This window comes from Streptosporangium sp. NPDC048047, from assembly GCF_040653115.1.
In the GTDB taxonomy this organism is placed as follows: Bacteria; Actinomycetota; Actinomycetes; order Streptosporangiales; family Streptosporangiaceae; genus Streptosporangium.
Window position 1 is genome coordinate 52,881 of record NZ_JBEZNH010000038.1, and the last position, 26,490, is coordinate 79,370.

Below are 26,490 nucleotides of genomic sequence, written 5' to 3' on the forward strand. Positions count from 1 at the left end.
CGCCGCCGGACGCTCCGGCCGGGCCTCGGAGGGGCACACGCGTTTCATACCGCAACGGACCCGGCGATGTACCGGGTAACTGATGTATCGGGAAGTTCTCCCTGTTTCTTCAATGAGAAAAGCCACGGGGCCGCCCCCGCATGGGAGCGGCCCCGTGGTTGTGCCTTCTTCCGCCGGCCTTCCGCCGGCCCCGGGCTCCGGAGCCGCCCTCGGCGGCTCCTCCGCGCCGGACGCGGTCAGCCGATGCGCCAGGTGTCCCCGGCGAGCAGCAGCTCATCCAGATCGCCGGGGCCGCCCTGGGCGGTGGCCTCCTCCAGCTGCGAGCTCATCAGCTCGTCGTAGCTCGGGCGGTCGACGCTGCGGAACACGCCGACCGGCACGTGCTCGAACGCCGGCTCGTCCAGCCGCGACAGCGCGAAGGCCAGCGAGGGGTCGGCGCGGTGGGCGTCGTGCACGAGGATCTCCTCCTCGCGCACCTCCGAGCGGGCGACGACCTCGATGCCGCCGTCGGCCGAACGGCGGACCGCCTTGGTGGCCGAGACGATCGGCTGCCCGTGCTCCAGCCGCAGCGTGATGTCGTCGCGCTGCGCCGGGTCCTTGAGCTGCTCGAAGGCGCCGTCGTTGAAGATGTTGCAGTTCTGGTAGATCTCCACCAGGGAGGTGCCGCGGTGCTCGGCGGCCTGGCGCAGCACCGACTGCAGGTGCTTGCGGTCGGAGTCGAGGGTGCGGGCCACGAACGACGCCTCCGCGCCGAGCGCCAGCGACACCGGGTTGAACGGCTTGTCCAGCGACCCCATCGGCGTGGACTTGGTGACCTTGCCGACCTCGGAGGTCGGGGAGTACTGGCCCTTGGTCAGCCCGTAGATCCGGTTGTTGAACAGCAGGATGTTGAGGTTGACGTTGCGGCGCAGCGCGTGGATCAGGTGGTTGCCGCCGATGGACAGCGAGTCGCCGTCACCGGTGATCACCCACACGCTGAGGTCCGGGCGGGAGGCGGCCAGACCGGTGGCGATCGCCGGGGCGCGGCCGTGGATCGAGTGGAACCCGTAGGTGTTCATGTAGTACGGGAACCGCGACGAGCAGCCGATGCCCGAGACGAACACCATGTTCTCGCGCTTGAGGCCCAGCTCCGGCACGAAGGACTGGACCGCGGCGAGGATGGCGTAGTCGCCGCAGCCGGGGCACCAGCGGACCTCCTGGTCGGATTTGAAGTCCTTCATGCCCTGCGCCACGTCGGACTTGGGGACGAGGGACAGGCCCCTGCCGTTGGTGATGAGGTCACTCACTGTCGATCACATCCTGGATCACGCTCGCCAGCTCCTCGGCCTTGAACGGGAGTCCGCGCACGCGGTTGTAGCTGATGATGTCGACCAGGAAGCGGGCGCGCAGCAGCAGCGCCAGCTGGCCGAGGTTGATCTCCGGCAGCAGCACCCTGTCATAGGCGCGCAGCACCTCGCCGGTGTTGGCGGGCAGCGGGTTGAGGTGGCGCAGGTGGGCCTGGGCGACCTTGCCGCCGGCCCTCCTGATCCGCCGCACCGCCGCGGCGATCGGGCCGTAGGTGGAGCCCCAGCCCAGCACCAGGACCCGGGCGTCACCGTCGGGGTCGTCGACCTCCAGCGGCGGGATGTCGGCGGCGATGCCGTCGATCTTGGCCTGGCGCAGCCGGACCATCTTGTCGTGGTTGTTCGGGTCGTAGGAGATGTTGCCGGTGCCGTCGGCCTTCTCGATGCCGCCGATCCGGTGCTCCAGCCCCGCGGTGCCCGGGATCGCCCACGGGCGGGCCAGGGTCTCCGGGTCACGGGCGAAGGGCAGGAACGTCGTGCCGTCCTCGCCGTTCGGCGCGGTGGCGAAGTCGACGGAGATGTCGGGCAGCTCCGCCGCGCTCGGCACCTTCCACGGCTCGGAGCCGTTGGCGAGGTAACCGTCCGACAGCAGCATGACCGGGGTGCGGTACTTCACCGCGATCCGGGCGGCCTCGACGGCCGCGTCGAAGCAGTCGGACGGGGTGGCCGGCGCCACGATCGGCACCGGCGACTCGCCGTTGCGGCCGTACATCGCCATCAGCAGGTCGGTCTGCTCGGTCTTGGTCGGCATGCCGGTGGACGGGCCGGCCCGCTGCACGTCGACCACGATCAGCGGCAGCTCCGTGGTCACCGCCAGGCCGACGGTCTCGGCCTTCAGCGCCACGCCGGGCCCGGAGGTGGTGGTCACGCCCAGGGCGCCGCCGAACGCCGCCCCGAGCGCGGCGCCGACGCCGGCGATCTCGTCCTCGGCCTGGAAGGTGCGGATGCCGAACCGCTTGTGCTTCGACAGCTCGTGCAGGATGTCGCTGGCCGGCGTGATCGGGTACGAGCCGAGGAACAGCGGCAGCCTCGCCTGCACCGAGGCGGCGATCAGGCCGTAGGCCAGGGCCTGGTTGCCGGAGATGTTGCGGTAGACGCCCGGGGCCAGCTTGGCCGGCTTGACCTCGTAGGACACCGAGAACGACTCGGTGGTCTCTCCGTAGTTCCAGCCCGCCTGGAAGGCCGCGATGTTGGCCTTGGCGATGTCGGGCTTCTTGGCGAACTTGGTCTCCAGGAACTGGATCGTCGCCTCGGTCGGCCGGTGGTACAGCCAGCTCAGCAGGCCCAGGGCGAACATGTTCTTGGAACGCTCGGCGTCCTTCTTGGACAGGTCGAAGCCCTCCAGGGCCTTGACCGTCAGGGACGTCAGCGGCACCGCGTGCACCCGCCACTCGGCCAGCGAGTCGTCCTCCAGCGGGCTGGCGGTGTAGCCGACCTTCTGGAGGTTGCGCTTGGTGAACTCGTCGGTGTTGGCGATGATGTCGCCGCCGCGCGGCAGGTCGGGCAGGTTGGCCTTCAGTGCCGCGGGGTTCATCGCGACCAGGACGTTCGGCGCGTCGCCGGGGGTGAGGATGTCGTGGTCGGCGAAGTGAAGCTGGAAACTCGACACGCCCGGCAGGGTCCCTGCGGGGGCGCGGATCTCGGCGGGGAAGTTGGGCAGGGTCGACAGGTCGTTGCCGAACTCCGCGGTCCCGGCCGTGAAGCGATCACCGGTGAGCTGCATGCCGTCGCCGGAGTCTCCGGCGAAGCGTATGATCACGCGGTCGAGTTGCTGAACCTGCTTGGTCACAGCTCAGTCCTCCTCGACGCGGTGGGGCGCCGTCGCTGGTGGCACGTTCTTCTTTCCATGCTAGATCCCTCGGGGTCACGCTTCGGGTGTTCCGCGTCCCGCACGGCGGAAAGACGCGTGCTCGCGTCACACGTCCTCTGCGGGTCGCGGAGTCGGGCTTCGGAGGGGGTCGTGAAGGGCCTGGGGGACGGTCACGACCGCGAGCGACCCCGACACAGCCCGGCGGTGATCCGGCACAGGTCGACGTGCAGGCGGCCGAAGAGGACGGTTGTGGTCACGATCCTCAACTATATGTCCCGCCTCGAGTCGGACTTTCTTCCCCGTGGCCATCTCCCGAGGGCCCCAGGTCACGGCGTCGCCCGCCGGCCGGGGCGGTCCCGGCGGCCGCTGTGCCGGCCGTACGGCGGTGGCGCGCCCGCCGGGCGGAGGGCCGCCGGACGGAGCCGCCGGTCAGAGCATCGTCTGCCTGGCGAGGGCCCGGGCGCGGTCGCCGGACTCGGCGGAGTCGTGGACCGCGCCCGGCCGCATCCCGTGCGAGCCGTACAGCTCGGGGACGGTGACGAAGGTGTAACCCTCGGCCCTGAGACGCCGCAGGACCTCGGCCGTGGCCTCGGCGGTCGACCCGCCCGTGTCGTGCATGAGGATGATCGCGCCGCGCGCGGCCCCCGCGACGGCCCGCGCGGCGACGTCCGCGGGGGCGGGGTCCTTGAGGTCGCCGGTGTCGACGCTCCACCGGACCACCGGCATGCCCAGCTCGCGTGCGACGGCGGTGACCTGGTCGCCGACCTTGCCGTACGGCGGGCGCACCAGCGTGGGGACCTGCCCGGAGGCCTGGGCGACCGCGTCCCGTCCCCGGACGAGCTGGTCGGTGATCATGTTCCGGGACAAGGTGGTCAGGTCGCGGTGCGACCAGGTGTGACCGGCGACCAGGTGCCCCTCGGCCGTCATGCGCCGGAGCAGGTCGGGGCGGGCCACCGCGCTGGAGCCGACGCAGAAGAAGGTGGCCCTCGCGCCCTGCGCGGCCAGGGCGTCCAGCACCCCGGCGGTGCCGGCGCCGGGGCCGTCGTCGTAGGTCAGCGCGATGCATTTGGTCCTCGCGCAGTCGACGCCGCCGCCCGAGCTCACCGCGTCCGGCCGGCCGTCGTTCGCCTCCTTCAGGGCGGAGACCGGCGGCGGCGCGGCCCGGCTCTGCGCCTCCTCGACGGCCGCCCGCTGCGCCCGCAGCCCGGTCGGCGACAACATGGGCCCGGCGGTCCCGGCCGGTACGTACACCGCGACCCTGCCGAGGAAGGCCGGGCCGACCTGCGAGTCGTCGAACTCCACGACGAGGTCGCCGTGCATGTTGAAGGCGATGGAGTCGAAGATCTTCGGATCCGGGGTGACCGCCTGCGGATTCGCCGCCGCTCCCCGGGCCAGCAGGCTCCGCCTGGCGAGCCGGGCCAGCTCGGTCAGGGCCGCACGGTCCCGCAGGAGGGCGGCGGAGCCCATGGCGCGCTTGTCCACCCGGTCGTACCAGAGGGTGGTGCGGGACTCCGTCCAGCCGCCGCCGGCGGACTCGCCGGTGCGCAGCCGTACGCCGAGCACCTCGCCGGAGGCGGCGGCGAACTGCCAGCCCACGTTGAACTCGCCGCGGGGCGGCTGCCCCGCGGTGCCCTTGCGGCTCGCCCGCACGCTCCGGTCGAACAGGCCGAGCCGTTCGGTCACCGTACGCCGGAGCTCCTCGGTGAGGCGGGGGGCGTCCGCGACCGCGGGGTAGGCGGCGTGCATCTCCGGCCCGCCGGGGTCGCGCCGGGAGACGGTGCGGACGTCGAGCCCCCGCACCCGGGCGGGGGAGACGTAGTCGATCATCGTGGGCTCCGAGGGAAGGGGGCCCTCGGCAGCGGGGGAGGTGACCGCGCCGCAACCCGCCACGGAAGCGACGACCAGTGCGATTCCTCCGGTGAGTCGGAGACTGGGCATGCGTGCCAGGCTAGGGGCGATAAATACCTATTTGCCCTTCTTTGGGGTAACAGCGGAGAGGTTTTGGCCGCGCCGGGGTTTCGGCCCGCCACGGGGTGACCGGCGCCGCGGATGCTGATATAGCTGGTCGGAAGGGCGTGCGTGCGGGACCGCCGCGGGCTCCCGAGCCGGTGGAGGAGCGCGTACGGGAGGGCCCGGCGCGAGCGTCCGGGGCCGGTGGAGCGGTACGTGCGGCAGGGTCCGCGCCGGGCGCGCCGACGAGGAAAGGGGAGGGGAGACCGTGACCGTATCTCTCGGGTCTCTCGGGTATCTCGGCTCCTACGCCGTGGTCCTCGCCCTGCTCGTGGCCGGGGTGCTGATCGTCGCCGGGGCGTTGTCCGTCAACCGGATGCTCAGGCCCGCCCGGCCGACCCCCGAGAAACTGGCGACCTACGAGTGCGGCGTCGACCCGGTGGGCGAGGGCTGGGCGCAGTCCCAGGTCCGCTACTACGTCTTCGTCTACCTCTACGTGATCTTCGCGGTGGACGCGGTCTTCCTCTTCCCCTGGGCGACGGTCTTCGCCGCCCCCGGGTTCGGAACGACGACGCTGGTGGAGATGTTCGTCTTCCTGGGGTTCATCGCGCTCGGCATCCTGTACGCCTGGCGTAAGCGTGTGCTCACCTGGGCCTGACGGCCGGTCGCCGGCCGCCCGGCACGGAAGGGAGAATGCATCACATGGCTGATCTCCCGATGCCCACCGTGGGGCCGGTCTCCCGGCTGGCTCCCAAACCCATGCGCTTCGTCCTCAACTGGGGCCGGCGCTACTCGCTGTGGGCGTTCAACTTCGGTCTGGCCTGCTGTGCCATCGAGTTCATCGCGACCTCGATGAGCAGGCACGACTTCATCAGGTTCGGGGTCATCCCGTTCGCCAACGGCCCCCGCCAGGCCGACCTGATGATCGTCTCCGGCACGGTGACCGACAAGATGGCGCCGGCGGTCAAGCGGCTGTACGAGCAGATGCCCGACCCGAAGTACGTGATCTCCTTCGGGGCGTGCTCCAACTCGGGCGGACCCTACTGGGACTCCTACTGCGTCACCAAGGGCGTCGACCAGATCATCCCGGTGGACGTCTACGTCCCGGGCTGCCCGCCCCGGCCCGAGGCGCTGCTGCACGGGATCATGATGCTCCAGGAGAAGATCGCCGCCGAGAATCTGGGTGACCGGTATGTCTGAGCCGTCGACCCCCGAGCCGCCCGCGCGCCCGGAGGCCGGAGCCGGGCCGTCGACCCCCGAGCCGCCCGCGCGCCCTGGACCCGCTCGCCGGGAACCCGGCGACTCCCCCGACCGGGCCGCGACCTCCGTACGGGGCGATTCCCCTGACCGGGCCGGGACTCCCGTACGGGACGCCCTCCTCGCCCGGTACGGCGAGCGCGTCCAGGTGTCGGAGTCCTTCGGCGAGACCACGGCCGACGTCCCGCCCGGCGACTGGACCGACCTGCTGGGGTTCGCCCGCACCCGGGGTTACGTGTTCTTCGACTGGCTGACCGCCGTGGACGAGCCGCCCGACGCCTTCTCGGTGGTCGCCCACATCTACGACCCCGTGACCCACGCCCACCTGCTGCCCCGCACCCGGGTGCCGCGCGCCGACCCCCGCCTGCCCAGCGCGGTCGGGGTGTTCCGGGGCGCCGACTGGCACGAGCGCGAGACCTTCGAGATGTTCGGCGTGGTCTTCGAGGACCACCCCGGCCTGGTGCCGCTGCTGCTGCCCGAGGGCTTCGAGGGACACCCGCTGCGCAAGGACTTCGTACTGGCCGCCCGGGTCGCCAAGGCGTGGCCCGGCGCCAAGGAGCCGGGCGAGTCCGGCCACGGATCGCCGAGCCGCCGCAAGACGCTCCCGCCCGGCGTGCCCGCCGCAGGCTGGGGCCGCGACGCCGGGGAGCGGTAGCCGGGCCGTGCCGGAGTGACCGGTCGGTCGCGGCGAGGACGTCCGCCGGGATCCCCGGTCGGTCGCGACGGGGCCGTCCGCCGGGATTCCCGGTCCGTCGCGGCGGACCGGGAATCCCGGCGGCGGAAGCGATTCTCGCGGCGGCGGGGGGTGCCGCGGGCCCCGCCGGGGCATGATGACCGGGAGACCCGCAGACCCGGCCGCCCCCGCCCGCGGGCGCGCAGGGCGAGAGGCCCGGCCCCGGCCCCCGGGGCGCGGCGTTGGGAGGCGTTATGGCCGTGGTGCTCGACGTCGCCGTCCGGCTGGCCGTGATCGTGGCGGCGTTCCTGGTACTCCCGCTGATCGCCGGGCAGGCCGAGCACAAGGTCATGGCCCACATGCAGGCGCGTCTGGGCCCGATGCGCGCCGGAGGTTTCCACGGCTGGGCGCAGCTGATCGCCGACGGGGTCAAGTTCGCGCAGAAGGAGGAGATCGTCCCGGCCGCCGCCGACCGCCGGGTGTTCGCCCTGGCCCCCGCGGTGGCGCTGATCCCGTACCTCGTGGTGCTGGTGGTCGTCCCGGTCGGGCCCGGCCTGGTCGGGGTGGACCTCGACGCCGGGCTGTTCTTCGTCCTCGCCGTTATGGGGATCGGCGTGCTCGGCTCGATCATGGCCGGTTGGGCGTCGGGCAACAAGTACTCGGTGCTCGGCGGCATCCGCTCGGCCGCCCAGCTCGTCTCCTACGAACTCCCGCTGGTCCTGGCCGCCTCCAGCGTCGCGATGGCCGCCGGGACCCTCTCCCTGCCCGGCATCGTGGAGGCGTGGCGGTGGTGGTGGCTGCCCTGGCAGGCGATCGGCGCGGTCGTCTTCTTCACCGCCGGGCTCGCAGAGCTGCGCCGCCCGCCGTTCGACATGCCGATCGCCGAGTCCGAGATCATCATGGGCCCGATGACCGAGTACACCGGCATGCGGTTCGCCCTGTTCATGCTGGCCGAGTACGCCGGGATCATCGTGCTGTCCGCGCTGACCACGGTCCTGTTCCTGGGCGGCTGGCACGGCCCGCTGCTCCCCGGGCCCGTCTGGACGCTCCTGAAGATGGCCGCCCTGGTCTTCGTGGTCATCTGGGTCCGGGTGAGCTACCCCCGGCTGCGTGAGGACCAGCTCCAGAGACTCGCCTGGGTGGGACTGGTGCCGCTGGCGCTGGTCCAGCTCACGCTGACCGGGATCGTCCGTGTCCTGGCGGGCTGATCCCGGTGCGTCCGGCGGTTCCCGGGCGCCGTGGCCGGTTCCGGCCACGTGTCGCGCCACCGGATACGGCCACCGGGATTTCAAAACGTGCAGGCTGGGCAGGGGGAGGACCCGCATGTGAGACAGCACGGCCATAGGACGGAACCGATGACCCTCGCACTCGCCGTGGACCACGACGACCTCGTCGTCGAAGTTCCGGAACACCCGCCGGTACGGCTGCCGCTCGCGGGCGGCACCCGGGTGTGCACGCTGCTGTTCTTCGGCTACCCGGGCCGGAGCGGGACCAGGTACGGCCTGGCGCTGCTCGACGAGTCCGGCCTGGTGATCATGCAGGCCCCCGGCCCCCGCTCGCGCTCCTACCTGGAGGCGTTCGCCCGGCGGAACGGCCTGACGTTCGAGGAGCGGCGGTTCGCCACCGGCGAGGAGGCCCGCGTCGCGCTCGCCCGCCGGTCACCGGGGTGGCGCATGGTGGGCTGGCGCATGGCGCCCCCCGCCCTGCCCCGGCTGCGCGTCCCCGGCCCGCGGAGCCTGCGGCCCCCCAAGGGGCCCGCGCAGGTCTGGTGGCGCGAGCAGCTCCTGTACGCGCTGATGTGGCTGGTGCTCGCCTACGGCGCCGCCTTCGCCGCCCTCGTCGTCCTCAACATGACGAACTTCACCGACGTCACCCGGGGCATGGACACGCTCGGGATCACCTCCCTGGTGCTGGCCGGACTGACCGCCACCGGCGCCGCCGCCGTCTTCCTGGTCGGGATCGGCAGGCGACGGACCCGCAGGCAGAACGCCGACAGCCGCGAGCTGCAGCGGCAGGGCAAGCCGCACTGCCGGCTCGCGGTGACGCACGACCGGCTGCTGCTGGAGACCGAGCGCAGGACCCGCGAGATCGAGGCCGACCGGCTGCTTCTCTACTCGACCGACGCCGGGACGACCGGGCTGATCGTCGGGGACGACCGGTTCCACCTGCCGGGACGCTGGGACCCGGAGGCGGCGCGCCGCTTCGCCGTACGGAACGGGCTGGAGCTGGAGACCCGGACGCTGAGCCGTGAGGAGTATCTCGACCTGACGAGCCGGGTCGCGGACGCGGTGCCCTGACCCGGAACCGGACCGTCACCGGCCCTCCCGCCGTCCGCCGCCCCGCCGTCCGCGCTCCGGCCTCCGACCGTCCGCCGCCCCGCCGTCCGATGATCGCTAGTGGACGATCCGCAGCATGATGTCGGCGGCCGTCGGCCGGCCCTCGGGCCGCTTGTCCAGGCAGGCGGCGGCCAGCGGGCGCAGCGACGACGGCAGCGAGGACAGGTCGGGGTGGTGGGTGATCACCCGGTTCAGGATCGCCGGGATGGTGTCCGCGCCGAAGGCCACCCGGCCGGAGGCGGCGAAGATCATCGTGGACGCCCAGCTGAACACGTCGGACTCCGGGCCGACGGGCTTGCCGGAGATCTGCTCCGGGGACATGTAGGCCGGGGTTCCGATGACGCTGCCGGTGGCCGTGGCCGTCGCCTGGTCCAGGGCGCGGGCGATGCCGAAGTCGATCACACGCGGCCCGTCCCCGCCGATCAGCACGTTGGCCGGTTTGAAGTCACGGTGCACCACGCCCGCCCGGTGGATCGCGGCCAGCGCTCCGGCCGTGGCCAGGGCCAGCCGGGTCAGACCGTCCTCGGTGCGGGGCCCCTGCTCGCGGACCAGTTCCTCCAGGGAGACCCCGTCGACGTACTCGCTGACGACGTAGGCCTGGTCGTCGGTGATGTTCACGTCGAGCACCCGGGCCGTGGAGAACGTCGCCACCCTCCGCGTCGCCTCCACCTCCCGGATGAACCGTTCCATGACCATCGGGTCGCCGGTGAAGTGCTCGTGCAGAACCTTGATCGCCACCTTCTCCCCCTGGGGGGTGAGCGCCAGGTGGACCGTGCCCTGACCGCCCCTGCCGAGGGTGCCGATCAGCCGGTACGGTCCCAGCCGGCCCTCCTCGCGGTCGCGGCCGCTCCGCGGCTCTCCGGACCGGGACCCCCACGGGGCGGCGGGCTCCCGGCCGGGGGCGGGGGAAGTCGGGTACGGCGCGGCGGCGGCCGGGGTGTGGACCGGGGTGTGCGACCCCGGCGGCCCGTACGGCGTCACAGGGCCCGATCCGTGGGACCCCGGGCCCGTTCCATGCGACGCCGATGCCGCTCCGCGCGATGCCGGGCCGGTCCCGTGCGACGCCGATGCCGGTCGATGCGAGTCGGGGACCGGCCCGCGCGTCTCGGGGACCGGTCCGCGTGACGCCGGGGCCGGCCCGTGCGCCATGGGGGCCGATCCGTGCGAAGCCGGGGCCGGGGCCGGTCCGGCCGGTGGTCCCGCCGGTCCCGCAGGCGTCCTCGGTGGCGCGTACGGGCCGGGCGGCGAGCCGTACCGCGACCCGCGGGAAGTCGGCTCGTACGGTTCACGCGGCTTGTGCGGTTCATACGGCTCACGCGGCTCGTACGGCTCGTATGGTTCACGCGGCTCGCGCGGCTCGCGCGGCTTGTACGGCGATCCGGGCGCCGGCTGGGCGGGGGATCCGTGCGATCCGTGCGGTGACCGGCGCGGGGCCTCGTACGGAGATCCGTGCCGCGAGGGACGCGTCGCCTCGTGCGAGGACCCGTGCCGCGCGCCGCGCGCCGTCCCGTACCGCTCGCCGTACGGTTCGTACGTCCTGTACGGCGCCGCCGTCCGCGCGGAGCCGTCCGCCCGGAACACCGTGCCCCGGATGATCAGCGCGTGTCCCAGGCCGCCGATCCACGCGCCGAAGAAGCCGACCATCATCGTGGCGTCCAGCCAGGTGGGGATCAGCTCCGAGTCGCCGTAGGTGCCCGCCCCGACCATGAACGTCGCGACGCCGATGCCGTACAGGACGGTGGCGAAGGCCAGTCCGGGGCTGCGCAGGCGGCGCGCCGCGTGACCGATGACGAACGGCGTGCCGATCCCGAAGGTGAACAGGGGCACCAGGGCCCGGGCCACGCTCCATCCCGTGGAGGGCCGCGGAGGCGTCTGCGGGTATCGGCCGGGGCCGTACTGGTGGGACATGCCGCGAACAATACGTATTTCCACCGTCAGCCGCAGTCTCCGCGGGTGACCTTTCCGTATCGGCCTTCGGATGGGGTCCGATACTCGAACACACAGTCTGTGGATAACTTCTGTGGATAACTTTCCGGGCCGGATCGGTGTCCGATATGGGCGCTTTGCTGGACGCCGCATTCCCGGGCGCGCCCCCATGCGTCATGATGTGGTGTTGTGGCACGGATACCAGGAGTGGGGCTGGCGAAAGGGCTCTCCGTCACCCTTCGCCACATGCTGAGCAGGTCGGTGACCCAGCAGTACCCCGACGTCAGGCCCGACCTGCCCGCCCGGAGCCGCGGGGTGATCGCCCTGGTCGAGGAGAACTGCACGGTCTGCATGCTCTGCGCCCGTGAGTGTCCCGACTGGTGCATCTACATCGATTCCCACAAGGAGACCCTCCCCGCGCCGGAGGGCGGCCGGCCCCGTGCCCGCAACGTGCTCGACCGGTTCGCGATCGACTTCTCGCTGTGCATGTACTGCGGCATCTGCATCGAGGTGTGCCCGTTCGACGCGCTGTTCTGGTCGCCGGAGTTCGAGTACGCCGACGGTGACATCCGCAACCTCCTCCACGAGAAGGACAGGCTGGCGGCCTGGGCGCAGACGGTTCCGCCGCCGCCGGCCCACGAGCCCAACGCCGAGCCGCCCAAGGAACTGGCGGCCGCCTCGCGCCCCGCGCGTCCCCGCACCACCGCGGGGCCGGCCCGGCCGGGAGCGGGCGCGACCGGGACGCCGCCGGCGCCCTCCGGGCCGGCCGTGTCCCCCGCGCCGTCCGAGGCGCCCGCGTCTCCCGGGCCCTCCGAACCCCCCGAACCCTCCGGGCCGTCTGGGCCTCCCGGGCCGGGCGCTTCCTCCGGATCGTCCGCTTCCTCCGGGCCGTCTGGACCGTCTGGACCGTCCGCGTCCTCCGAGCCGAGCGGGGCGTCCGAGCCGCGCCGTCCCGAACGGAGGACCTCGACCCGGCGCGCGGACGTCCGGTCGATCCGTCCGCCGGGCGCGCTCCCGAAGAAGGACGCCCCTCCCGCCGGAGAGCCGCCCGGAGAGCCTCCGCGGAGCGGTTCCGGGCGCGACGCTTCGTCCACAGGCGGCCCGCCCGCCGGAAAGTTATCCACAGAACAGGGTGGTGTGCCCCCGGGCGAAGGCCCGGCGGAGCAGACTTCTGCCACGGACCAGGCTGAGGAGTCCGAGGAGGAGAAGTGACCGACGCGCCGTCCTATCTGTCACCGACCGGGCAGGAGATCGTCTTCCTGCTGCTCGGCGCGGTGGCGGTCGGGGCGGCGCTGCTGGTGGTGACCACCAGGCAGCTCGTCCACGCGGCGCTCTGGCTGGTCGTCACGTTCGGCGCGCTCGCGGGGTGTTACCTCGTCCTGACGGCGGAGTTCGTCGCCTGGGTCCAGGTGCTGATATACGTCGGCGCGATCGTGGTCCTGCTGCTGTTCGGCATCATGCTCACCCGCGCCCCCATCGGCAGGTCGGCCGACCTCGACAGCGGGAACCGTCCCGCCGCCGCGCTCGTCGCACTCGCCACGGCCGCCGTCCTGGTCACCGTCGTGGTCGACGGCTTCCGCACCGCCTACGCCCCTCTCCGGGCCGGCGGCGGTTCGGCCGGTGAGCTCGGCTCCAGCGTCTTCCGCAACTGGGTGCTGCCCTTCGAGGCGCTCTCGGTCCTCCTGCTGGCCGCCCTGGTCGGCGCCATCGTGCTGTCCCGCACCGACATCCGGGGGAGGGACTGACGTGCACATCGTCTATCCGGCGGTCGTCTCGGCACTGCTGTTCTCCATCGGCGTGTACGGCGTGCTCGCCCGGCGCAACACGATCCTCGTCCTGATGTCCGTCGAGCTCATGCTCAACGCGGTCAATCTCAACCTGGTCGCGTTCGACGTGTGGCTGCGCGACCGTCTGCACGCCGGCCAGGTCCTCACCCTGTTCGTCATCGTGATCGCCGCGGCGGAGGTCGGTCTCGGCCTGGCGATCGTCCTCGCCCTCTACCGCAACCGCCGGACCATCGATCTCGACCGCCTCCGCCTCCTGGCCGACGACCCCGCCCCCGTCGGGTCCGCCTCGGCCACCGCCGACCCCGCCACCGCCGGGTCCGCCCTCGCCGGGTTCGCCTCCGCGCCCGCCGAGTCCACTTCCGGCCCCGTGTCCCCGCCTCCGGCCGGTTCCCCGGCCCAGCCGCCATCCGGGTCCGGTGAGGCCCCGTGAGCACCGCCGCCGTCCTCGCCGTCCTGCTGCCGTTCGCCGCCTCGGCCATCGGCCTGCTGGGCTCCCGCTTCCCGAAGGGGCTCCGCGGAGCGGCGGCGGACACGGCCGCGAACCGGAGGGCCGCCTGGATCGCGATCGTGCCCACCGCGGTCTCGACGCTGCTCACGATCTGGCTGGCGTATTCCATACGGACCGGCCAGACCGCGGGGGGAGGCGACTGGCTCTCCCGGTTCACCGGCTCGGCCGACGCCGGCCGTGTCGCCACGGCGTCCGTGGCCGTCGACACGGGCTCGGCGCCGATCTCCGTGGGGCTGCTCGTCGACGGTCTCGCCGCGACGATCGCGGTGCTGGTCACCGTGGTGGCGCTCGCCGTCCAGGTCTACTCCGTGGGCTACCTCCGCGGCGACCGGCGCTACCCCTCCTACAGCGCGTTCATCAGCCTGTTCACCAGCGCCATGCTCCTGGTCGTCTACGCGGCCGACCTCCTCGTCCTCTACGTCGGCTGGGAGGTCATGGGCCTGTGCTCCTACCTGCTGATCGGGCACTGGTGGGAGGACCGGGCCAACTCGCGGGCGGCGATCAAAGCGTTCCTGGTCACGAGGATCGGTGACGTCGGATTCCTGTTCGGCGTCTTCGTCCTCGGCACGGCGGCCGGCGGTTTCCGGATCGCCGACGTCCTCGCCAGGCTCCCGGAGCTGCCGCCCGGCACGATCCTCGCCGCCGCCCTCCTGCTGCTGGCCGGGGTCGCCGGGAAGAGCGCCCAGGTGCCGCTGCACACCTGGCTCCCCGACGCGATGGCCGGCCCGACCCCGATCAGCGCCCTCATCCACGCGGCCACCATGGTCGCGGCCGGCATCTTCGTCGTCGCCCGCCTCTACCCGGTCTTCCTGGCCGCCGGGCCCGCCCTGGACGTGCTGGCGGTCATGGCCGCGCTCGGCATGCTCGGCGCCGCGCTGGCCGCCCTGGCGCAGGACGACCTCAAGCGGGTGCTGGCCTACTCCACCATCAGCCAGCTCGCCTACATGGCCGGGGCCCTGGCCGCCGGCTCCCGTGACGCGGCGATCTTCCACCTGATCACCCACGGGGCTTTCAAGGCCCTGCTCTTCCTGTGCGCGGGGGCGGTGATCCACGCGGTCGGCTCCAACCTCATGAGCGCGATGGGCGGCCTGCGCCGGGAGCTGCCCGTCACCTTCACGGCGATGACGATCGGGTTCGCCGCCCTGGCCGGTCTCCCACCGGCCAGCGGCTTCTTCAGCAAGGACGAGGTGCTGGCGGCGGTCGAGCGTTCCCTGTCCGCCGGAACCCTCGCCACCCCCGCGGCCCTGCTCCTGTACGGCTGCGCGCTCGCCACCGTCGCGGTGACCGGCGCCTACGCCGCCCGCGCGTGGCTCCGGACGTTCTTCGGTGAGCACACCCCCTCCGGCCTGCCCGATACCGCCGTTCCCGGGTCCGCACCGTCCGGCCCATCCGGTATCGCCGCTCCCGGGCCCGCATCATCCGCCATTCCGGGGTCCGCCGGCCTGGGGTCCGCCGCCCCCGAGCCCGCCATTCCGGGGTCCGCCGTCCCCGAGGCCGCCGTCTCCGAGGCCGCACCGCCCGCCGTCCACGAGGCGCCGGCCGTGATGCGCTGGCCGATCATCATCCTCGCCGTTCCCGCCCTGCTCCTGGGCCTGCCCGGCGTGCTCCACATCCACTGGGGCACGGCCGTCCTCAGCGTCGCGCTCGCGCTGCTGGGCGCCGGCGCGGTCCACGCCGTGTGGCGCGCGGCCCCCCGGCGCGACCCGGCCCGGCTGCTCGGCCCCCTGCGAGGGCCCTGCGAGCGGGCGTTCTCCGTCGACGCGCTGTACCGCGCGGTGTTCGTCCGTCCCACGCTGCTCCTCGCGTACGTGGTCGCCCGTGCCGACGGCCGCGTGGTGGACGGAGCGGTGCGCGGTTCCGGCCGGACGGTCACCGGACTGGCGGGCCTGGTGCGCCGGGCACAGAACGGCAACGCCCAGCTCTACGTCACCGGCCTGCTCGCGGGCGTCCTGCTTCTCGCGGTGGGGGCGGTGATGCTGAGATGAGCTGGTTGCCTGTCGCGTTGCTCGCGGTCCCACTCGCCGGAGCGGCCCTGCTGGCCGTTCCGGTGGGCTCGACGGCCCGGGGCTCGACGGCTCAGGGTCCGACGGCCCGGGAGCGGTGGTTCCCCCGGTACGGCCTGGTGGTGTCCGGGATCACGCTCGCGCTGTCGGCCGCCCTGGCCGTCGCCTTCGACCACGACGATCCGGCCCGGATGCAGTTCGTCACGGACCTGCCGTGGATCCCCGGCCTGGGCCTCAGGTTCCACCTCGGCGTGGACGGCGTCTCACTGCCGCTGGTCCTGCTGACCACGCTGCTGACCTGTCTCTGCTTCGCCTACCTCTGCCGGGGCCGCTCCGACCGTTCCGGCCTTTCCGATCATTCCGGCCGCCCGCGTGCCCTGGTGTTCACGCTGCTCGTCCTCGAAGTGGGCATGATCGGCGCCTTTCTGGCGCTGGACCTGCTGCTGTTCTTCGTGTTCTTCGAGGTCGTCCTCATCCCGATGTACTTCGTGATCGCGGTCTGGGGCGGCCGTCGCCGCCGGGTGGCGGCCACCAAGTTCATCCTCTACACGTTGCTCGGCTCGGTGGTGCTCCTGCTGGGCCTGCTGCTCATCTGGGCACAGACCGGCACCCTCGACATGACCGCCCTCGCCCGCGCCCACGGAACCGGCATGTCCCGCACCGCGCAGATCCTCGCCTTCCTCGCGGTCGGCGCCGGCCTCGCGGTGAAGACCCCGATGTGGCCGCTGCACACCTGGCTGCCCGACGCCCACACCGAGGCGCCCACCGTCGGCTCGGTGCTGCTCGCGGGCGTCCTGCTCAAGATGGGCACGTACGGCTTCGCCCGCATCGCCATCCCGGTGCTCCCCGGCGGCGCCGCCGTCCTGGCCCCGTGGCTGGGCGCGTTCGCGGTGATCGGCATCATCTACGGTTCCCTGGCCTGCCTCGCCCAGCGCGACCTCAAACGGATGATCGCCTACTCCTCGATAGGCCACATGGGCTTCGTCCTCCTGGGCTTCGCCGCGCTCACCCCGGCCGGCCTCAACGGGGCGTTGTTCGGCAACGTCGCCCACGGCCTGATCACCGCGTTGCTGTTCTTCGTCGTCGGCTCGATCAAGGAGCGCTACGGCACCGCCGAGATCCCGTCGCTCGGCGGCGGGATGCTGGCACGCCTGCCCCGGCTCGGCTCCGTGCTCACCTTCGCCGCGGTCGCCTCCCTGGGGCTGCCCGGTCTGGCGGGCTTCTGGGGGGAGATGCTCTCCCTTCTGGGGGCGTTCCGGCCGGCGGCGGGCCTGCCGCGTTCCCTCTATCTCGTCTTCATGGCCCTCGGCGGCCTCGGCACCGTCCTGACCGCCGCGTACTTCCTGTCCATGCTCTCCCGCGTCACCCACGGCCGGCCCGTCGAGACCGTCCACGCGCCGGTGCTGGCCGCCGTCGGCCCGGCGGACGCGGGCGGCGCCGGCGACGCGGGGCGCGCCGGCACCGAGGACGCCGGGAGAGAGGTGAGCGCGGCGGACGAAGGAGCCGCCGGAGCTTCCCGGGCCGCCGGAACCCCCGGAAGCGGTGAGAGCACCACAGACGTGGGAACGGCCGGAGCCACGGCAGACGCCGAAAACGGAGAGGACTCGGCGGCCGTGGATAACGCCGGTCGCGGAGGGGGGCGCGGGCGGCGGGGCATGCGGGGCATCCGGGACATCGAGCCCCACGAACTCGTCGCCTGGGTGCCGCTCATGGCGCTGATCCTGCTGCTCGGCCTGTGGCCCAAGGCGTTGCTCGACGTCATCGGCCCGGTGGCCCGAAGCCTCCTGGGGGCGCCGTGATCCAGCCGATCGACTACTACGCCGTCGCGCCGCCGCTGATCCTGGCGCTCACCGCCGGGCTCGTGCTGCTTCTGGACGTCTTCCTGCCCCGCACGCCGTACGCCAGGCCGCTGCTCGGGATCGTGACGCTGGCCGGGGTGGGCGGCGCCCTCGCCGTGGTGGTCTCCCAGGCCGTGCGGGCGACGGGGCCGCTGCGCACCTTCTGCGTGCCCCCCGGCCTGCCGGGCGCCGCGGCCCCCGGACCCGGCGCGCCGTTCCCGGTCACCGCGCCGGAGGCGGGCGCCGCGCCCCCCTGCTCGTTCGTGGTGGACGGCTTCACCCTGGTCTTCGCCGGGCTCGCGCTGGCCGCCGGGATCATCGTGGTGCTGCTGTCGATGAGCGAGCTGTCGTTCGGTGACATCCCCGCCGGTGAGTGGCACTTCCTGCTGCTCTGCACGCTGACCGGCGCGGTCGCGCTGCCCGCCTCCCGCGACCTGGTCATGCTGGTGGTCGCGCTGGAGCTGGTCTCGCTGCCGGTCTTCGCCCTCACCGCGCTCAGACGCTACGACGGCCGCGGTTCCGAGGCCGCCGTCAAGCTCTTCCTCGTCTCGGTGGTCTCCACGGCCGTGATGCTCTTCGGGGTCTCCCTGCTGTACGGCCTGACCGGCACCGTCTACCTCGAACGGCTGTCCCGGGCGCTGCACGCGGTGCCGGGGGCCGCGGTGGGCCCCGTATCCGGCTCCGGCGCGGGGGAGGCCGGGCCGGGCGCCGTCACGGCGGGCGACGCCGGAGGAGCGTACGTGTCCTCGCTCCAGATCGGTTACGACCTGCCGCCCGTGCTCGCCGTCGCCGCGGTCCTGGTGCTCGCCGGGTTCGCCTTCAAGGTGGCCGCGGTGCCGTTCCACGCCTGGGCGGGCGACGTCTACGAGGGCGCCCCCATCCCCGTGGCGGCTCTTCTCTCCGTGGTTTCCAAGGCCGCGGGGTTCGCCGGGCTGATCCTCGTCCTGATCGGCGGCCTGCGGGGCCTGGCGCCGGTCTGGGCGCCGCTGGTCGCGGTCGTCGCGGCGCTGACCATGACCGCCGGAAACCTGCTGGCCCTGCGGCAGCGCCGTGCCGTACGGCTGCTCGCCTGGTCGTCGGTCGCCCAGTCGGGTTACATCCTCGCCCCCCTCGCGATCCGCGACGAGCGGGCGATGAACGCCTCCGTCGCCTACCTGGTGTTCTACGCGGCGATGAACCTCGGCGCCTTCGCGGTCGTCATGCTGGCGGCGCGACGTGGTGAATCAGGGGAGCTGGACGGCTATCGCGGGTTCGCCGCCCGCAGCCGGATCGCCGGCCCGCTGCTGGCCTTCTTCGTGATCTGCCTGGCGGGTCTTCCGCCGGGGCTGGCCGGGTTGTTCGCCAAGATCGTGGTGTTCCGGGAGCTCGTCGGCGGCGGGCTGGGCTGGCTGGCCGTCGTGATGGCCGTCAACACGGTGATCGGCCTGTACTACTACATCGCCTGGGTCGTACGGATCTTCACCCCGGCCCCCGTTCCCGCCGCGCCCACCGCCCCGGCTCCGGCCGACGGGAACGGGGGCCGCGCCGGGCAGGTGACGGCGGGTGTGGCGATCGCCCTGGCCGCCGCCGTCGCCGTGCTCTTCTCCGTCGCCCCGCAGACGGTGCTCGTTCTTCTGCCCGAGGCGCTCATCGCCGCCGGTTGAGTGTTCCGACCCCCGCATCGCCGTCGCCGGGTGAGCGCTCCGGCCCTCGCGTCGCCGTGGGCGGTCGTCGGCCGAACGGCTCGGGGAACGTTCGGCCTGGCAGGGGAACGTTCGACCTGGCCGAAAACGTTGGCACTGGTGAATCGGCATCAGCCGGATCGCATCAACCGGAAGGATGGTGCAGTGCGCCACAACGGTCTGCGTACCGCGGTCCTCCTCGGCACGCTGTCGGCGATCATCATTGCGGTGGGCGCCTGGCTGGGGGGCGGCGCGGGCGTGCAGATCGCCGTTCTCATCGCGCTGGCCTCCAACGGTTTCGCCTACTTCTTCTCCGACCGGATCGCCCTGTCGGCGATGCGCGCCCGCCCGGTGAGCGAGGTCGAGCAGCCGGTCCTCTACCGCATCGTGCGTCAGCTCTCCACCGAGGCCCGTCAGCCCATGCCACGGCTGTACGTCTCGCCGACGATGCAGCCCAACGCCTTCGCTACCGGCCGCAACCCCCGCAACGCCGCGGTCTGCGTGACCTACGGCATCACCCAGCTCCTCGACGAGCGGGAGCTGCGCGGCGTCATCGGACACGAACTGTCCCACGTCTACAACCGCGACATCCTGATCTCCTCGGTGGCCGCCGCGCTGGCCACTGTGATCACCTACCTCGGTTACATCGGTGTGTTCTTCGGCGGCGGGGACGACGACGAGGGCCCCGGCTTCGTCGGCGCGCTGTTGATGATGGTGCTCGGCCCGGTCGCCGCCGGGATGATCCAGATGGCCGTGTCCCGCTCCCGGGAGTACCAGGCCGACGAGTCCGGCGCCCGGCTCACCGGTGACCCGCTGGCCCTCGCCTCGGCCCTGCGGAAGATCGAGATGGGTGCCCGCCAGTTGCCGCTCCCGGAGAACGGCCGCATCGCCTCGGCCTCCCACCTGATGATCGCCAACCCGTTCAGGGGGGCGGGCATCGGCCGCCTGTTCTCCACCCACCCGCCCACCGCCGACCGCGTCGCCCGCCTGGAGCGGATGGCCGGCTACCGCCGCTGAGTCTCCGGGGCCCGGCCGACCGCCTTCGGGGGCAGCCGGGCTTCCGGGGCTCGACCACCGGGCCGACGGCACGTCACCGCCGGAAGCCGAGCCTCGAAAGCCCATGTCCCGGACCGACGAGCCGGCCCGGCGCCGTCCCGGCCCGGAGCACCGGGGCCGGGACGACCGAGCGGGGCATGGGCACTGTCCCGCCCCTCGGGAGACCGTGATCGGTGACCCCGTCCTTCAGTAGACGACGCCGGGCAGGAAGAGGGCGGCGGTTAAGCCCGGGGGCCGGTAGGTCGCCAGCGGACGGGCACGACCCGTCCGGATGTCCACCGCGTAGAGAACCTCCGGGCTTTTTGCGCCAAGCCTCCCTCCTACCCCGTCGACTCGGCGTACCAGCGCCGTGACCTCGGCGTCGTTCAACCAGGCGCCCAGTTTGGACGCGCCGGTGCCCTCCGGCAGCCCGCGCACCGTCACCCTGTTCCCGATTTCGCCCGTCACGGCGTTGAAGGGCAGGAGCGTGCTGTCCTTCCAGGACGGTCCGCTGCCCGTCGCCTTTCCGACCATGGCCATGGTGTGGCCGTCCGGGGCGAGGGGACTGAAGTTCTGACCGTACTCGGGGATCGTCACCCTGCGCCCCCTACCGGCCGGGGATACCAGCCGGATCCAGGACGACATGTCCCACCAGTTCGCCACCGGCACGGTCCCGTCGTCGCCGACGCTCACCGGCATCCAGTCGGAGGGAAGCGTCGTCACCCGGCCGTTGCGCATGTCGACCAGTGCACCGGGCTCGTTCCTGCCAGTGAAGGCGGCGAACGCCAGGTAACGTCCGTTGCCCGACAGACGCAGGAACACATCACCCCGCAGTTGTCCCGGGAGAACCTTGAGCGGGGCGGTGAGCACCTTCCCGCTTTTCAGGTCACGCACCTCGAATGCCTGTTTCTGCCGGTTGTAGTAGGCCATCGTCCGGCCGTCCGGGGTGATCGCCAACGGGCCGGTGTCCACCGCGGAGTCTCCGTTCGCCTGAACCACGTCGTAGGTCCTGCCGTCCTGGGTGACGACCCGCCAGCCGCCCTTGCAGTCCGGCGTCGCCGCTCCTCCGGCACACGACCCCAGGTACGCGTAACGGACCTGGGCCACGCCCCGATCCGGCAGCGGTACGGACTTGATCTCCCACCAGTACGGTTCCGCCTGGGAGGCGGCGATGATCGGGCTCTCCCGGAACCGCGGCAAGGGCGACAGGGAGGTTCCCACCCCGACGCCCAGCAGGGCCACCGTCACCGTGGCGGTCGCGGTGAGCGCCACGGTGATCCGCCGTCTGCGTCTGTGCCGGGTGATGGCGCGGTCGGCCAGATCCATGGCCGGGACCTCGTCGGCGATCTCGGCGAGCACGTCGTGCAGCCGGGTCATCGGGTCACCTCCTGGGGGGCGGCGTCGGAGAACAGTCCGGCCAGTTCGGGCGCGAGCGCGCGTAGGCGGCCCAGGGCGTGGTGGGTCTGGCTCTTGACCGTGCCGACCGAGCAGCCGAGCAACTCGGCGGTCTCACGTTCCGTCCGGTCCTCGTAGAAGCGCAGGACGATCACGGCGCGTTGCCGGGCGGTCAACCGCCGGAGGGCCTGGCCGAGGACGATCCGGTTCAGCGTGGCATCGTCATGGGAGCGTCCATGGTCGGGGAGATCGGCGCTCGGAAGATCCCTCCTGATACGGCGCCGCCACGAAAGGTACTCGTTGACCAGTGCTTTTCTCGTGTACGCCTCTGGGTTGCCGTTCAGTCGGAGTTTCGGCCAGTGTCCGGCCACCTTCGCGAGGACGCTCTGCAGCAGGTCCTCAGCGAGATGGGCGTCTCCCGTGAGCAGGTACGCGCTGCGGGCCAGCGATTGCTGACGGGCGCGGACGAACTCACGGAAGCCGTCATAGCGATCCAATGCGGTCTCCTCTCACCCGTAATGAACGCGGATGAGGACCGCCGGGTTGGAACCCCGCTCTCAGGAATGATGTGCGACGGGGTCGGTCTCCTCGGGGGCGAGGCCGGGGATGCCGTCGATGCTCTCGCGGTTGTGCTTGGCCCGGTAGGCACGTCTGCGCTGGACGTCCTTGCGTCCGGTCCACTCGTCCAGCAGCGTCCGGTCCTGGTCGAAGGACATGAAAGGCACCGAGTAGCCACAGGAGTCGGCGATGCGGTCGCACTCGACGACGACGATCGTCCGGACGCCCGGGTGCGGGCCGAAGTTCCGGATCAGCTCGGGGAAGTCGGGGTCGCCCGGGACGACGACCCGGCCGGTGCCGTACAGGCGGACGATGTTGGGCGACCCGGAGAAGGCGCAGAACATGATCGTGATGCGGCCGTTCTGGCGGAGGTGGGAGATGGTCTCCACACCACTGCCGTCCAGGTCGAGGTAGGCGACGGTGGTGTCGCCGAGGACGGCGAAGGTGTCGGCGTATCCCTTGGGGGAGACGTTGACGTGTCCGCCCTGTTCGGGGGCGGTGGCGACGAAGTAGACCGGCTGCGTCTCGATGAACGCGCGCAGCCGATCGTCGATCCTGTCATGAATTTTCCCCATAAAAGGGAAGATAGCGAGTGGCTATTCTCCAGGCACTCGCCGGTTCCGCGAATCCCGCCGGGGCTTGAAGGAGCCCGGCTCACGAGCGACACCGGCCTCGGCGTTCACCGTCCGCTTCACCGCGTCGGCACCCTGCACCGGAGTTCTCCTTCACGGAGGAATGCGCTCGGTATCCTGATCCCGCTCCACGGTAAAAACTCATCCTGGAAGCCTGTGTCGCAGGGAGGACGGACATGGTGGAGCGGATCTGGCTCGACGTCCCCTACGGTCAGAAAGACGAGGCCAAGGCGCTCGGAGCGCGATGGGACCCGCAGGCACGCCGTTGGTACGCCCCTCGCCACGGCATGGCCGCCCTCGACCGATGGACGGCCATGCCTCCGGTGCCGGACCTGCTGCCGGGGGAGGACCGTTCATGGGGAACGGGACTGTTCGCCGATCTCGTGCCTTCCTCGTGCTGGTTCACGAACGTCCGGACCTGCGTCAGCGAGAAGGACTGGGAACGACTCCGCCGGATGATCACCGAGCGCGCCGGACGGCGCTGCGAGGCGTGCGGCCGCGGGGAGGACCGCGGTGCACGCCGCTACCTCGAAGCCCATGAACGATGGGCCTACGACGACGCCACCCTGACGCAGCACCTTCGCCGGCTGATCTGCCTCTGCAGCGACTGCCACACGGCCACGCACTTCGGGCTGGCCACCGTTCGCGGTGTGGACGCACAGGCCCTGGCCCACCTCTGTACGGTGACCGGCATGACCTCCGTCCAGGCCCGGCGTCATGTCGATGAGGCGTTCGAGCTCTGGCGGCACCGTTCGCGTTTCACCTGGAAACTCGACCTGGGCGTTCTGACGAACGCGGGAGTGACACTCGCCCGGCCCCCGAGGCCGAGGCGCGCGATCAAGCCGCCCAGGAGGGACTGCGAGCGGCGCGAGCGACCGACGCGGAGACGGGCCGATGGCGCCGCGCCCTCTGACGGCGCGTGCCCTCCCGCTCGGTGGGCGTGGAGCGGGAGAGTGGGCTCTGTAAGGCGTGTGCCTTCTCCCTCGGCGGGCGGGAAGCGGGAGGGTGGACTCTGTCAGGTGCGCTGCCCGCATGCCCTGGGTGCGTCCGGTGCGCCCTCCCGGGAGCGCAAGGCCCTGACGCCGAAGATCAGGGCCTTGGTTCCCCGGGCGTCAACGGTAGTTCGTGAACTGCAGGGCGATCTCCAGGTCCTTGCCCTTGAGCAGAGCGATGACCTCCTGCAGCTCGTCCCGCTTCTTGGAGCTCACCCGCAGCTCCTCGCCCTGGATCTGGGCCTTGACGCCCTTGGGACCCTCATCCCGGATGATCTTCGAGATCTTCTTGGCGTGCTCCTGGTCGATGCCCTCCTTGAGGTTGACCATGAGCCGGTACTCCTTGCCCGAGAGCTTGGGCTCACCGGCGTCCAGCACCTTGAGGGAGAGCCCGCGCTTGATCAGCTTGTCCTTGAAGACGTCGAGGACGGCGTTGGCCCGCTCCTCGCTGTTGGCCCGGATCTCGACGGCCTTCTGCCCGCCCGCCCAGGCGATGCTCGCGCCGGTGCCCTTGAAGTCGAACCGGTGCCCGACCTCCTTGACCGTCTGGTTCAGCGCGTTGTCGGCCTCCTGGTGGTCGATCTTGCTGACGATGTCGAAACTGCTGTCGGCCATGCCTTGGCTGTCCTCTCTAAGTCTCCCGCCGACACTAGCGCTTTCACCGGTCGGCACACATCGAACGTCACCGTCAACACCCCGACGAAGGTGACAGTGATCGTCCTTCCGTCGCGGTCGGCCCGCCCCCGCGGAATCCCGTGCGGCAGAGCCTCGTACGGCGAGGCCTCCGCATCCGGGATCCCCGTGGCGGTGGGACCCCCGCATGACGGGGCGTCCGTACAGGGGCCCGGATCCCCCGCGTGGCGAGCCCGTACGGGCCGGATCCCGCCGATGTCACGTCACACCCCGAAGTCCGCTATTCTTTCTCATGTCGCCGCCTGGAGCGGATGACGCGGCAGGTTGCCCGAGTGGTCAAAGGGAGCGGTCTGTAAAACCGTCGGCTCAGCCTACGCAGGTTCAAGTCCTGCACCTGCCACCAGCCAAACTGGCAGCTCAGAGCCCCGTGAGGGGCTCTTTTGCTTTTCGGGGCCATGCAGCCGAACGCAGCCAGAAGCAGCCGCATGCCACCGCTCGCGGGATATACGCGGGATGGATCATGGGGCGTTTTCCCAGGTCGCACCGGACGCCGCGGGACACCCACGGGATAGAACCCCGGGAACGCCGAAGGGGCTCCGGGAACGTTTCCCAGAGCCCCACGGCAGAGGTGATCTTCACGCGGCCAGCGCGTCATCGATCCTCCGGTTGACCGTCTCCTCCTGGCCGTCGATGCACTTGGCGTAGACGCAGAGCCCGAACGCCGCCCGAGCGTGCGGCGTGGGCGCCGGCTTCGGCCGGCGGCGGGACTCAGGGCCGCCCACCGCACCGCCCGCGCGCCGTACCCGACCATCGGCCACCGCACCGGGGCCGCGCCGCCGCCTCCCTACTTGAGAGCCATCCCTGACGTTCGACGCCGCTGCTGCCACCACGGCCAATCGGGCGAGGCATGCGGATCTGGCGACGTCCGGGCGAGGAACCGCCTGTCGGCAGGAAGGATCAAGGCGTACAGATACGGCCTGGCCCAGCGCGGCAAGGCGATGAGCGCCTGTTCGAGCCGCTGGCGTGGCGCGTCTCCGCAGCACTCAGGACACATGCACCCGGGACCGATCCGGTCGACGCTGCCAGGAACGACCGCCTGCATCCAGGCCAGCAGTGCCCCAGCTACCGTGCCCGGCCGCATCCGAGTGTGCTCCAGCGCGGTCACCGCAGCCATGGGCCGACGTCCGAGGCCGGGAACCTGATGGATCGAAGCTCTGTGGGTTGCGCACACCGATCCTCGTGAGCGCACCTCCGAAGGGCGCCTACGCGGCATGGCCCTTTCTGATCAACGTCATGAGCCGATGATCGCACCTCGGGGAGAGAAGCTCCAGACCCGGCCCGTAAGGCCATCGCCCTCACGATCGCCCGGCGGTGGCCGATCTCCGGACAGCGCCGGGGGCGATCGACGGGCCGGGGTTTCGTCCTTCAACCCCGGCCCACCGCATTACATAGAGACGGCCGTTGACCAGCTAATGTAGCCCGACCCGGATGAGCCGTACCCGCTACGCACCGAGCCGCTGGCGTATGTACCGGTGATCGGGAGGCCCGAACTCCAGACCGTTCTCGTCGAGGGCGTTGTAGATCGTCATCCGGCCGTTCGGAAAGGCGAAGCTGACAGCCACCATCCCCTGGGCCATGTCCTTCCCCGCCCACTCGAGAAGCTCCACGGCCCGCAGCCGCTGCCCCTTCAAAGCGGCCAGTTCGCCGGGCGCACCGTCTCGCCATACCAGCCGGAACTCCTCGCCCCAGTCCACCGGCTGAGCCGGATCCACGGTGTTCCACGTGATTGAGACCTCGTCGAACTTCGTATGAACGATCTCGACCTGTTCGCCCTCGAAGTCCAGCAAGACCAGACCGTCGGCGAACCACACGTCATCGTCGAGATCCCACACCAGCAGGGCCCGGGTCATCCTCCGGCCTTCCAGCATGGCCAGCCTCCGACCATGAGTGGCAGTGATAGCCGAACGCCCCCTCAGCCACACCGGGCTGTAACCAGAGACCCCGAAACCGCACATCCGGTGATGATCCCAGACAACGACGCCAGGAGGCCACGCCCTTATGAATGACCTCCTCCGCTGTCACCGGTGAGAACAGACCCGGGTTGCGTCCACGGAGGTGGTGTATGAGTTTCCCCAGCTAGCAGGCGTGGCGCC

21 protein-coding genes, 1 tRNA gene and 2 pseudogenes are annotated in these 26,490 nt (G+C 71.6%); 14 read left to right on the forward strand and 10 right to left on the reverse strand.

Annotated features, from left to right (window positions below; genetic code table 11):
• Positions 1-236: 236 nt before the first annotated feature.
• The 3 genes from AB0D67_RS27225 to AB0D67_RS27235 all read right to left on the reverse strand — a co-directional run bounded on the left by AB0D67_RS27225 (position 237) and on the right by AB0D67_RS27235 (position 5,091).
• The gene (locus tag AB0D67_RS27225) at positions 237-1,220 is read right to left on the reverse strand and encodes a 2-oxoacid:ferredoxin oxidoreductase subunit beta (protein WP_362941781.1); all 984 of its coding nucleotides are present in this window, start codon (positions 1,218-1,220) and stop codon (positions 237-239) included.
• Positions 1,221-1,278: 58 nt separating this feature from the next.
• A complete protein-coding gene (locus AB0D67_RS27230) occupies positions 1,279-3,132 on the reverse strand; it encodes a 2-oxoacid:acceptor oxidoreductase subunit alpha (protein WP_362941722.1) in 1,854 nt (617 codons plus the stop codon).
• Positions 3,133-3,582: 450 nt separating this feature from the next.
• Positions 3,583-5,091: a polysaccharide deacetylase family protein gene (locus AB0D67_RS27235; protein ID WP_362941725.1), complete on the reverse strand. Its 1,509-nt coding sequence runs from the start codon at positions 5,089-5,091 to the stop codon at positions 3,583-3,585.
• A gap of 280 nt (positions 5,092-5,371) precedes the next feature.
• Between AB0D67_RS27235 and ndhC the strand changes: the two genes are divergently transcribed.
• The 5 genes from ndhC to AB0D67_RS27260 all read left to right on the forward strand — a co-directional run bounded on the left by ndhC (position 5,372) and on the right by AB0D67_RS27260 (position 9,330).
• Entirely contained in the window at positions 5,372-5,761 is a 390-nt protein-coding gene (gene ndhC, locus AB0D67_RS27240) for an NADH-quinone oxidoreductase subunit A (protein WP_362941729.1), read from the forward strand.
• A 101-nt stretch (positions 5,762-5,862) separates the two neighbouring features.
• Positions 5,863-6,303 (forward strand): NADH-quinone oxidoreductase subunit B, encoded by a 441-nt coding sequence (locus AB0D67_RS27245; RefSeq protein WP_229812035.1) that lies wholly within the window; start codon positions 5,863-5,865, stop codon positions 6,301-6,303.
• Positions 6,296-7,015 carry an NADH-quinone oxidoreductase subunit C gene (locus AB0D67_RS27250; RefSeq protein WP_362941732.1) on the forward strand — a complete coding sequence of 240 codons (720 nt, stop codon included), beginning with the start codon at positions 6,296-6,298 and terminating at the stop codon, positions 7,013-7,015. Before AB0D67_RS27245 ends, AB0D67_RS27250 begins: the two co-directional genes overlap by 8 nt.
• 272 nt (positions 7,016-7,287) lie before the next feature.
• A complete protein-coding gene (gene nuoH, locus AB0D67_RS27255; protein ID WP_362941735.1) occupies positions 7,288-8,241 on the forward strand; it encodes an NADH-quinone oxidoreductase subunit NuoH in 954 nt (317 codons plus the stop codon).
• A gap of 147 nt (positions 8,242-8,388) precedes the next feature.
• Positions 8,389-9,330 carry a hypothetical protein gene (locus tag AB0D67_RS27260; protein ID WP_362941738.1) on the forward strand — a complete coding sequence of 314 codons (942 nt, stop codon included), beginning with the start codon at positions 8,389-8,391 and terminating at the stop codon, positions 9,328-9,330.
• A 96-nt stretch (positions 9,331-9,426) separates the two neighbouring features.
• Here AB0D67_RS27260 and AB0D67_RS27265 read toward each other — a convergent pair whose 3' ends face one another.
• Positions 9,427-10,350: a serine/threonine-protein kinase gene (locus AB0D67_RS27265; protein ID WP_362941741.1), complete on the reverse strand. Its 924-nt coding sequence runs from the start codon at positions 10,348-10,350 to the stop codon at positions 9,427-9,429.
• Between the two features lie 1,191 nt (positions 10,351-11,541).
• On the opposite strand from AB0D67_RS27265, the gene AB0D67_RS27270 reads away from it, so the two are divergent.
• The 7 genes and pseudogenes from AB0D67_RS27270 (at position 11,542) to htpX (ending at position 20,109) form a co-directional block, all read left to right on the forward strand.
• On the forward strand, positions 11,542-12,507 hold the full coding sequence (locus tag AB0D67_RS27270; RefSeq protein WP_362941744.1) for a 4Fe-4S binding protein: 966 nt from the start codon (positions 11,542-11,544) through the stop codon (positions 12,505-12,507).
• On the forward strand, positions 12,504-13,040 hold the full coding sequence (locus AB0D67_RS27275; protein ID WP_362941747.1) for an NADH-quinone oxidoreductase subunit J: 537 nt from the start codon (positions 12,504-12,506) through the stop codon (positions 13,038-13,040). Before AB0D67_RS27270 ends, AB0D67_RS27275 begins: the two co-directional genes overlap by 4 nt.
• A gap of 1 nt (position 13,041) precedes the next feature.
• Positions 13,042-13,338, forward strand: a pseudogene (gene nuoK, locus AB0D67_RS27280) (NADH-quinone oxidoreductase subunit NuoK); the annotation flags it as partial.
• Positions 13,339-13,508: 170 nt separating this feature from the next.
• Entirely contained in the window at positions 13,509-15,575 is a 2,067-nt protein-coding gene (locus AB0D67_RS27285; RefSeq protein WP_362941750.1) for an NADH-quinone oxidoreductase subunit L, read from the forward strand.
• Complete coding sequence (locus tag AB0D67_RS27290; RefSeq protein ID WP_362941753.1) at positions 15,572-17,392, forward strand: NADH-quinone oxidoreductase subunit M; 1,821 nt, start codon at positions 15,572-15,574, stop codon at positions 17,390-17,392. Before AB0D67_RS27285 ends, AB0D67_RS27290 begins: the two co-directional genes overlap by 4 nt.
• Entirely contained in the window at positions 17,389-19,074 is a 1,686-nt protein-coding gene (locus AB0D67_RS27295) for an NADH-quinone oxidoreductase subunit N (RefSeq protein ID WP_362941756.1), read from the forward strand. Before AB0D67_RS27290 ends, AB0D67_RS27295 begins: the two co-directional genes overlap by 4 nt.
• 183 nt (positions 19,075-19,257) lie before the next feature.
• A complete protein-coding gene (htpX, locus tag AB0D67_RS27300; RefSeq protein ID WP_362941759.1) occupies positions 19,258-20,109 on the forward strand; it encodes a zinc metalloprotease HtpX in 852 nt (283 codons plus the stop codon).
• A gap of 225 nt (positions 20,110-20,334) precedes the next feature.
• On the opposite strand, the gene AB0D67_RS27305 is transcribed toward htpX, so the two are convergent.
• Genes AB0D67_RS27305 through AB0D67_RS27315 form a run of 3 tightly spaced genes read right to left on the reverse strand, consistent with a single transcriptional unit; the run spans position 20,335 to position 22,655 of the window.
• Entirely contained in the window at positions 20,335-21,504 is a 1,170-nt protein-coding gene (locus AB0D67_RS27305; RefSeq protein WP_362941762.1) for a hypothetical protein, read from the reverse strand.
• Entirely contained in the window at positions 21,501-22,019 is a 519-nt protein-coding gene (locus tag AB0D67_RS27310) for a SigE family RNA polymerase sigma factor (protein WP_362941765.1), read from the reverse strand. The genes AB0D67_RS27305 and AB0D67_RS27310 overlap by 4 nt, the downstream gene beginning before the upstream one ends.
• Positions 22,020-22,079: 60 nt before the next feature.
• Positions 22,080-22,655, reverse strand: a complete 576-nt coding sequence (locus AB0D67_RS27315) for a pyridoxamine 5'-phosphate oxidase family protein (RefSeq protein ID WP_362941768.1) — start codon at positions 22,653-22,655, stop codon at positions 22,080-22,082.
• A 233-nt stretch (positions 22,656-22,888) separates the two neighbouring features.
• Between AB0D67_RS27315 and AB0D67_RS27320 the strand changes: the two are divergent.
• Positions 22,889-23,008 (forward strand): annotated as a pseudogene (locus AB0D67_RS27320) (DUF5710 domain-containing protein); the annotation flags it as partial.
• A gap of 816 nt (positions 23,009-23,824) precedes the next feature.
• Here AB0D67_RS27320 and AB0D67_RS27325 read toward each other — a convergent pair.
• Complete coding sequence (locus AB0D67_RS27325) at positions 23,825-24,319, reverse strand: YajQ family cyclic di-GMP-binding protein (protein WP_362941771.1); 495 nt, start codon at positions 24,317-24,319, stop codon at positions 23,825-23,827.
• A 336-nt stretch (positions 24,320-24,655) separates the two neighbouring features.
• Here AB0D67_RS27325 and AB0D67_RS27330 point away from each other — a divergent pair.
• Positions 24,656-24,740 (forward strand) — tRNA-Tyr (locus AB0D67_RS27330).
• Between the two features lie 232 nt (positions 24,741-24,972).
• Here AB0D67_RS27330 and AB0D67_RS27335 read toward each other — a convergent pair.
• Both AB0D67_RS27335 and AB0D67_RS27340 read right to left on the reverse strand, forming a co-directional pair.
• Positions 24,973-25,119 carry a hypothetical protein gene (locus AB0D67_RS27335; protein ID WP_362941774.1) on the reverse strand — a complete coding sequence of 49 codons (147 nt, stop codon included), beginning with the start codon at positions 25,117-25,119 and terminating at the stop codon, positions 24,973-24,975.
• 720 nt (positions 25,120-25,839) lie between these two features.
• Positions 25,840-26,265: a hypothetical protein gene (locus AB0D67_RS27340; protein ID WP_362941777.1), complete on the reverse strand. Its 426-nt coding sequence runs from the start codon at positions 26,263-26,265 to the stop codon at positions 25,840-25,842.
• Positions 26,266-26,490: the final 225 nt, after the last annotated feature.

What these genes read in the sequence shown, in the direction of transcription:
- AB0D67_RS27315 (WP_362941768.1), bottom strand. Translation starts at nt 22,655, where the DNA reads ATGGGGAAAATTCATGACAGGATCGACGATCGGCTGCGCGCGTTCATC.
- AB0D67_RS27260 (WP_362941738.1), top strand. Translation starts at nt 8,389, where the DNA reads ATGACCCTCGCACTCGCCGTGGACCACGACGACCTCGTCGTCGAAGTT.
- AB0D67_RS27225 (WP_362941781.1), bottom strand. Translation starts at nt 1,220, where the DNA reads ATGAAGGACTTCAAATCCGACCAGGAGGTCCGCTGGTGCCCCGGCTGC.
- AB0D67_RS27245 (WP_229812035.1), top strand. Translation starts at nt 5,863, where the DNA reads ATGCGCTTCGTCCTCAACTGGGGCCGGCGCTACTCGCTGTGGGCGTTC.
- AB0D67_RS27305 (WP_362941762.1), bottom strand. Translation starts at nt 21,504, where the DNA reads ATGACCCGGCTGCACGACGTGCTCGCCGAGATCGCCGACGAGGTCCCG.
- AB0D67_RS27235 (WP_362941725.1), bottom strand. Translation starts at nt 5,091, where the DNA reads ATGCCCAGTCTCCGACTCACCGGAGGAATCGCACTGGTCGTCGCTTCC.
- AB0D67_RS27250 (WP_362941732.1), top strand. Translation starts at nt 6,296, where the DNA reads ATGTCTGAGCCGTCGACCCCCGAGCCGCCCGCGCGCCCGGAGGCCGGA.
- nuoH (WP_362941735.1), top strand. Translation starts at nt 7,288, where the DNA reads ATGGCCGTGGTGCTCGACGTCGCCGTCCGGCTGGCCGTGATCGTGGCG.
- AB0D67_RS27270 (WP_362941744.1), top strand. Translation starts at nt 11,542, where the DNA reads ATGCTGAGCAGGTCGGTGACCCAGCAGTACCCCGACGTCAGGCCCGAC.
- AB0D67_RS27325 (WP_362941771.1), bottom strand. Translation starts at nt 24,319, where the DNA reads ATGGCCGACAGCAGTTTCGACATCGTCAGCAAGATCGACCACCAGGAG.
- AB0D67_RS27290 (WP_362941753.1), top strand. Translation starts at nt 15,572, where the DNA reads ATGAGCTGGTTGCCTGTCGCGTTGCTCGCGGTCCCACTCGCCGGAGCG.
- AB0D67_RS27340 (WP_362941777.1), bottom strand. Translation starts at nt 26,265, where the DNA reads ATGCTGGAAGGCCGGAGGATGACCCGGGCCCTGCTGGTGTGGGATCTC.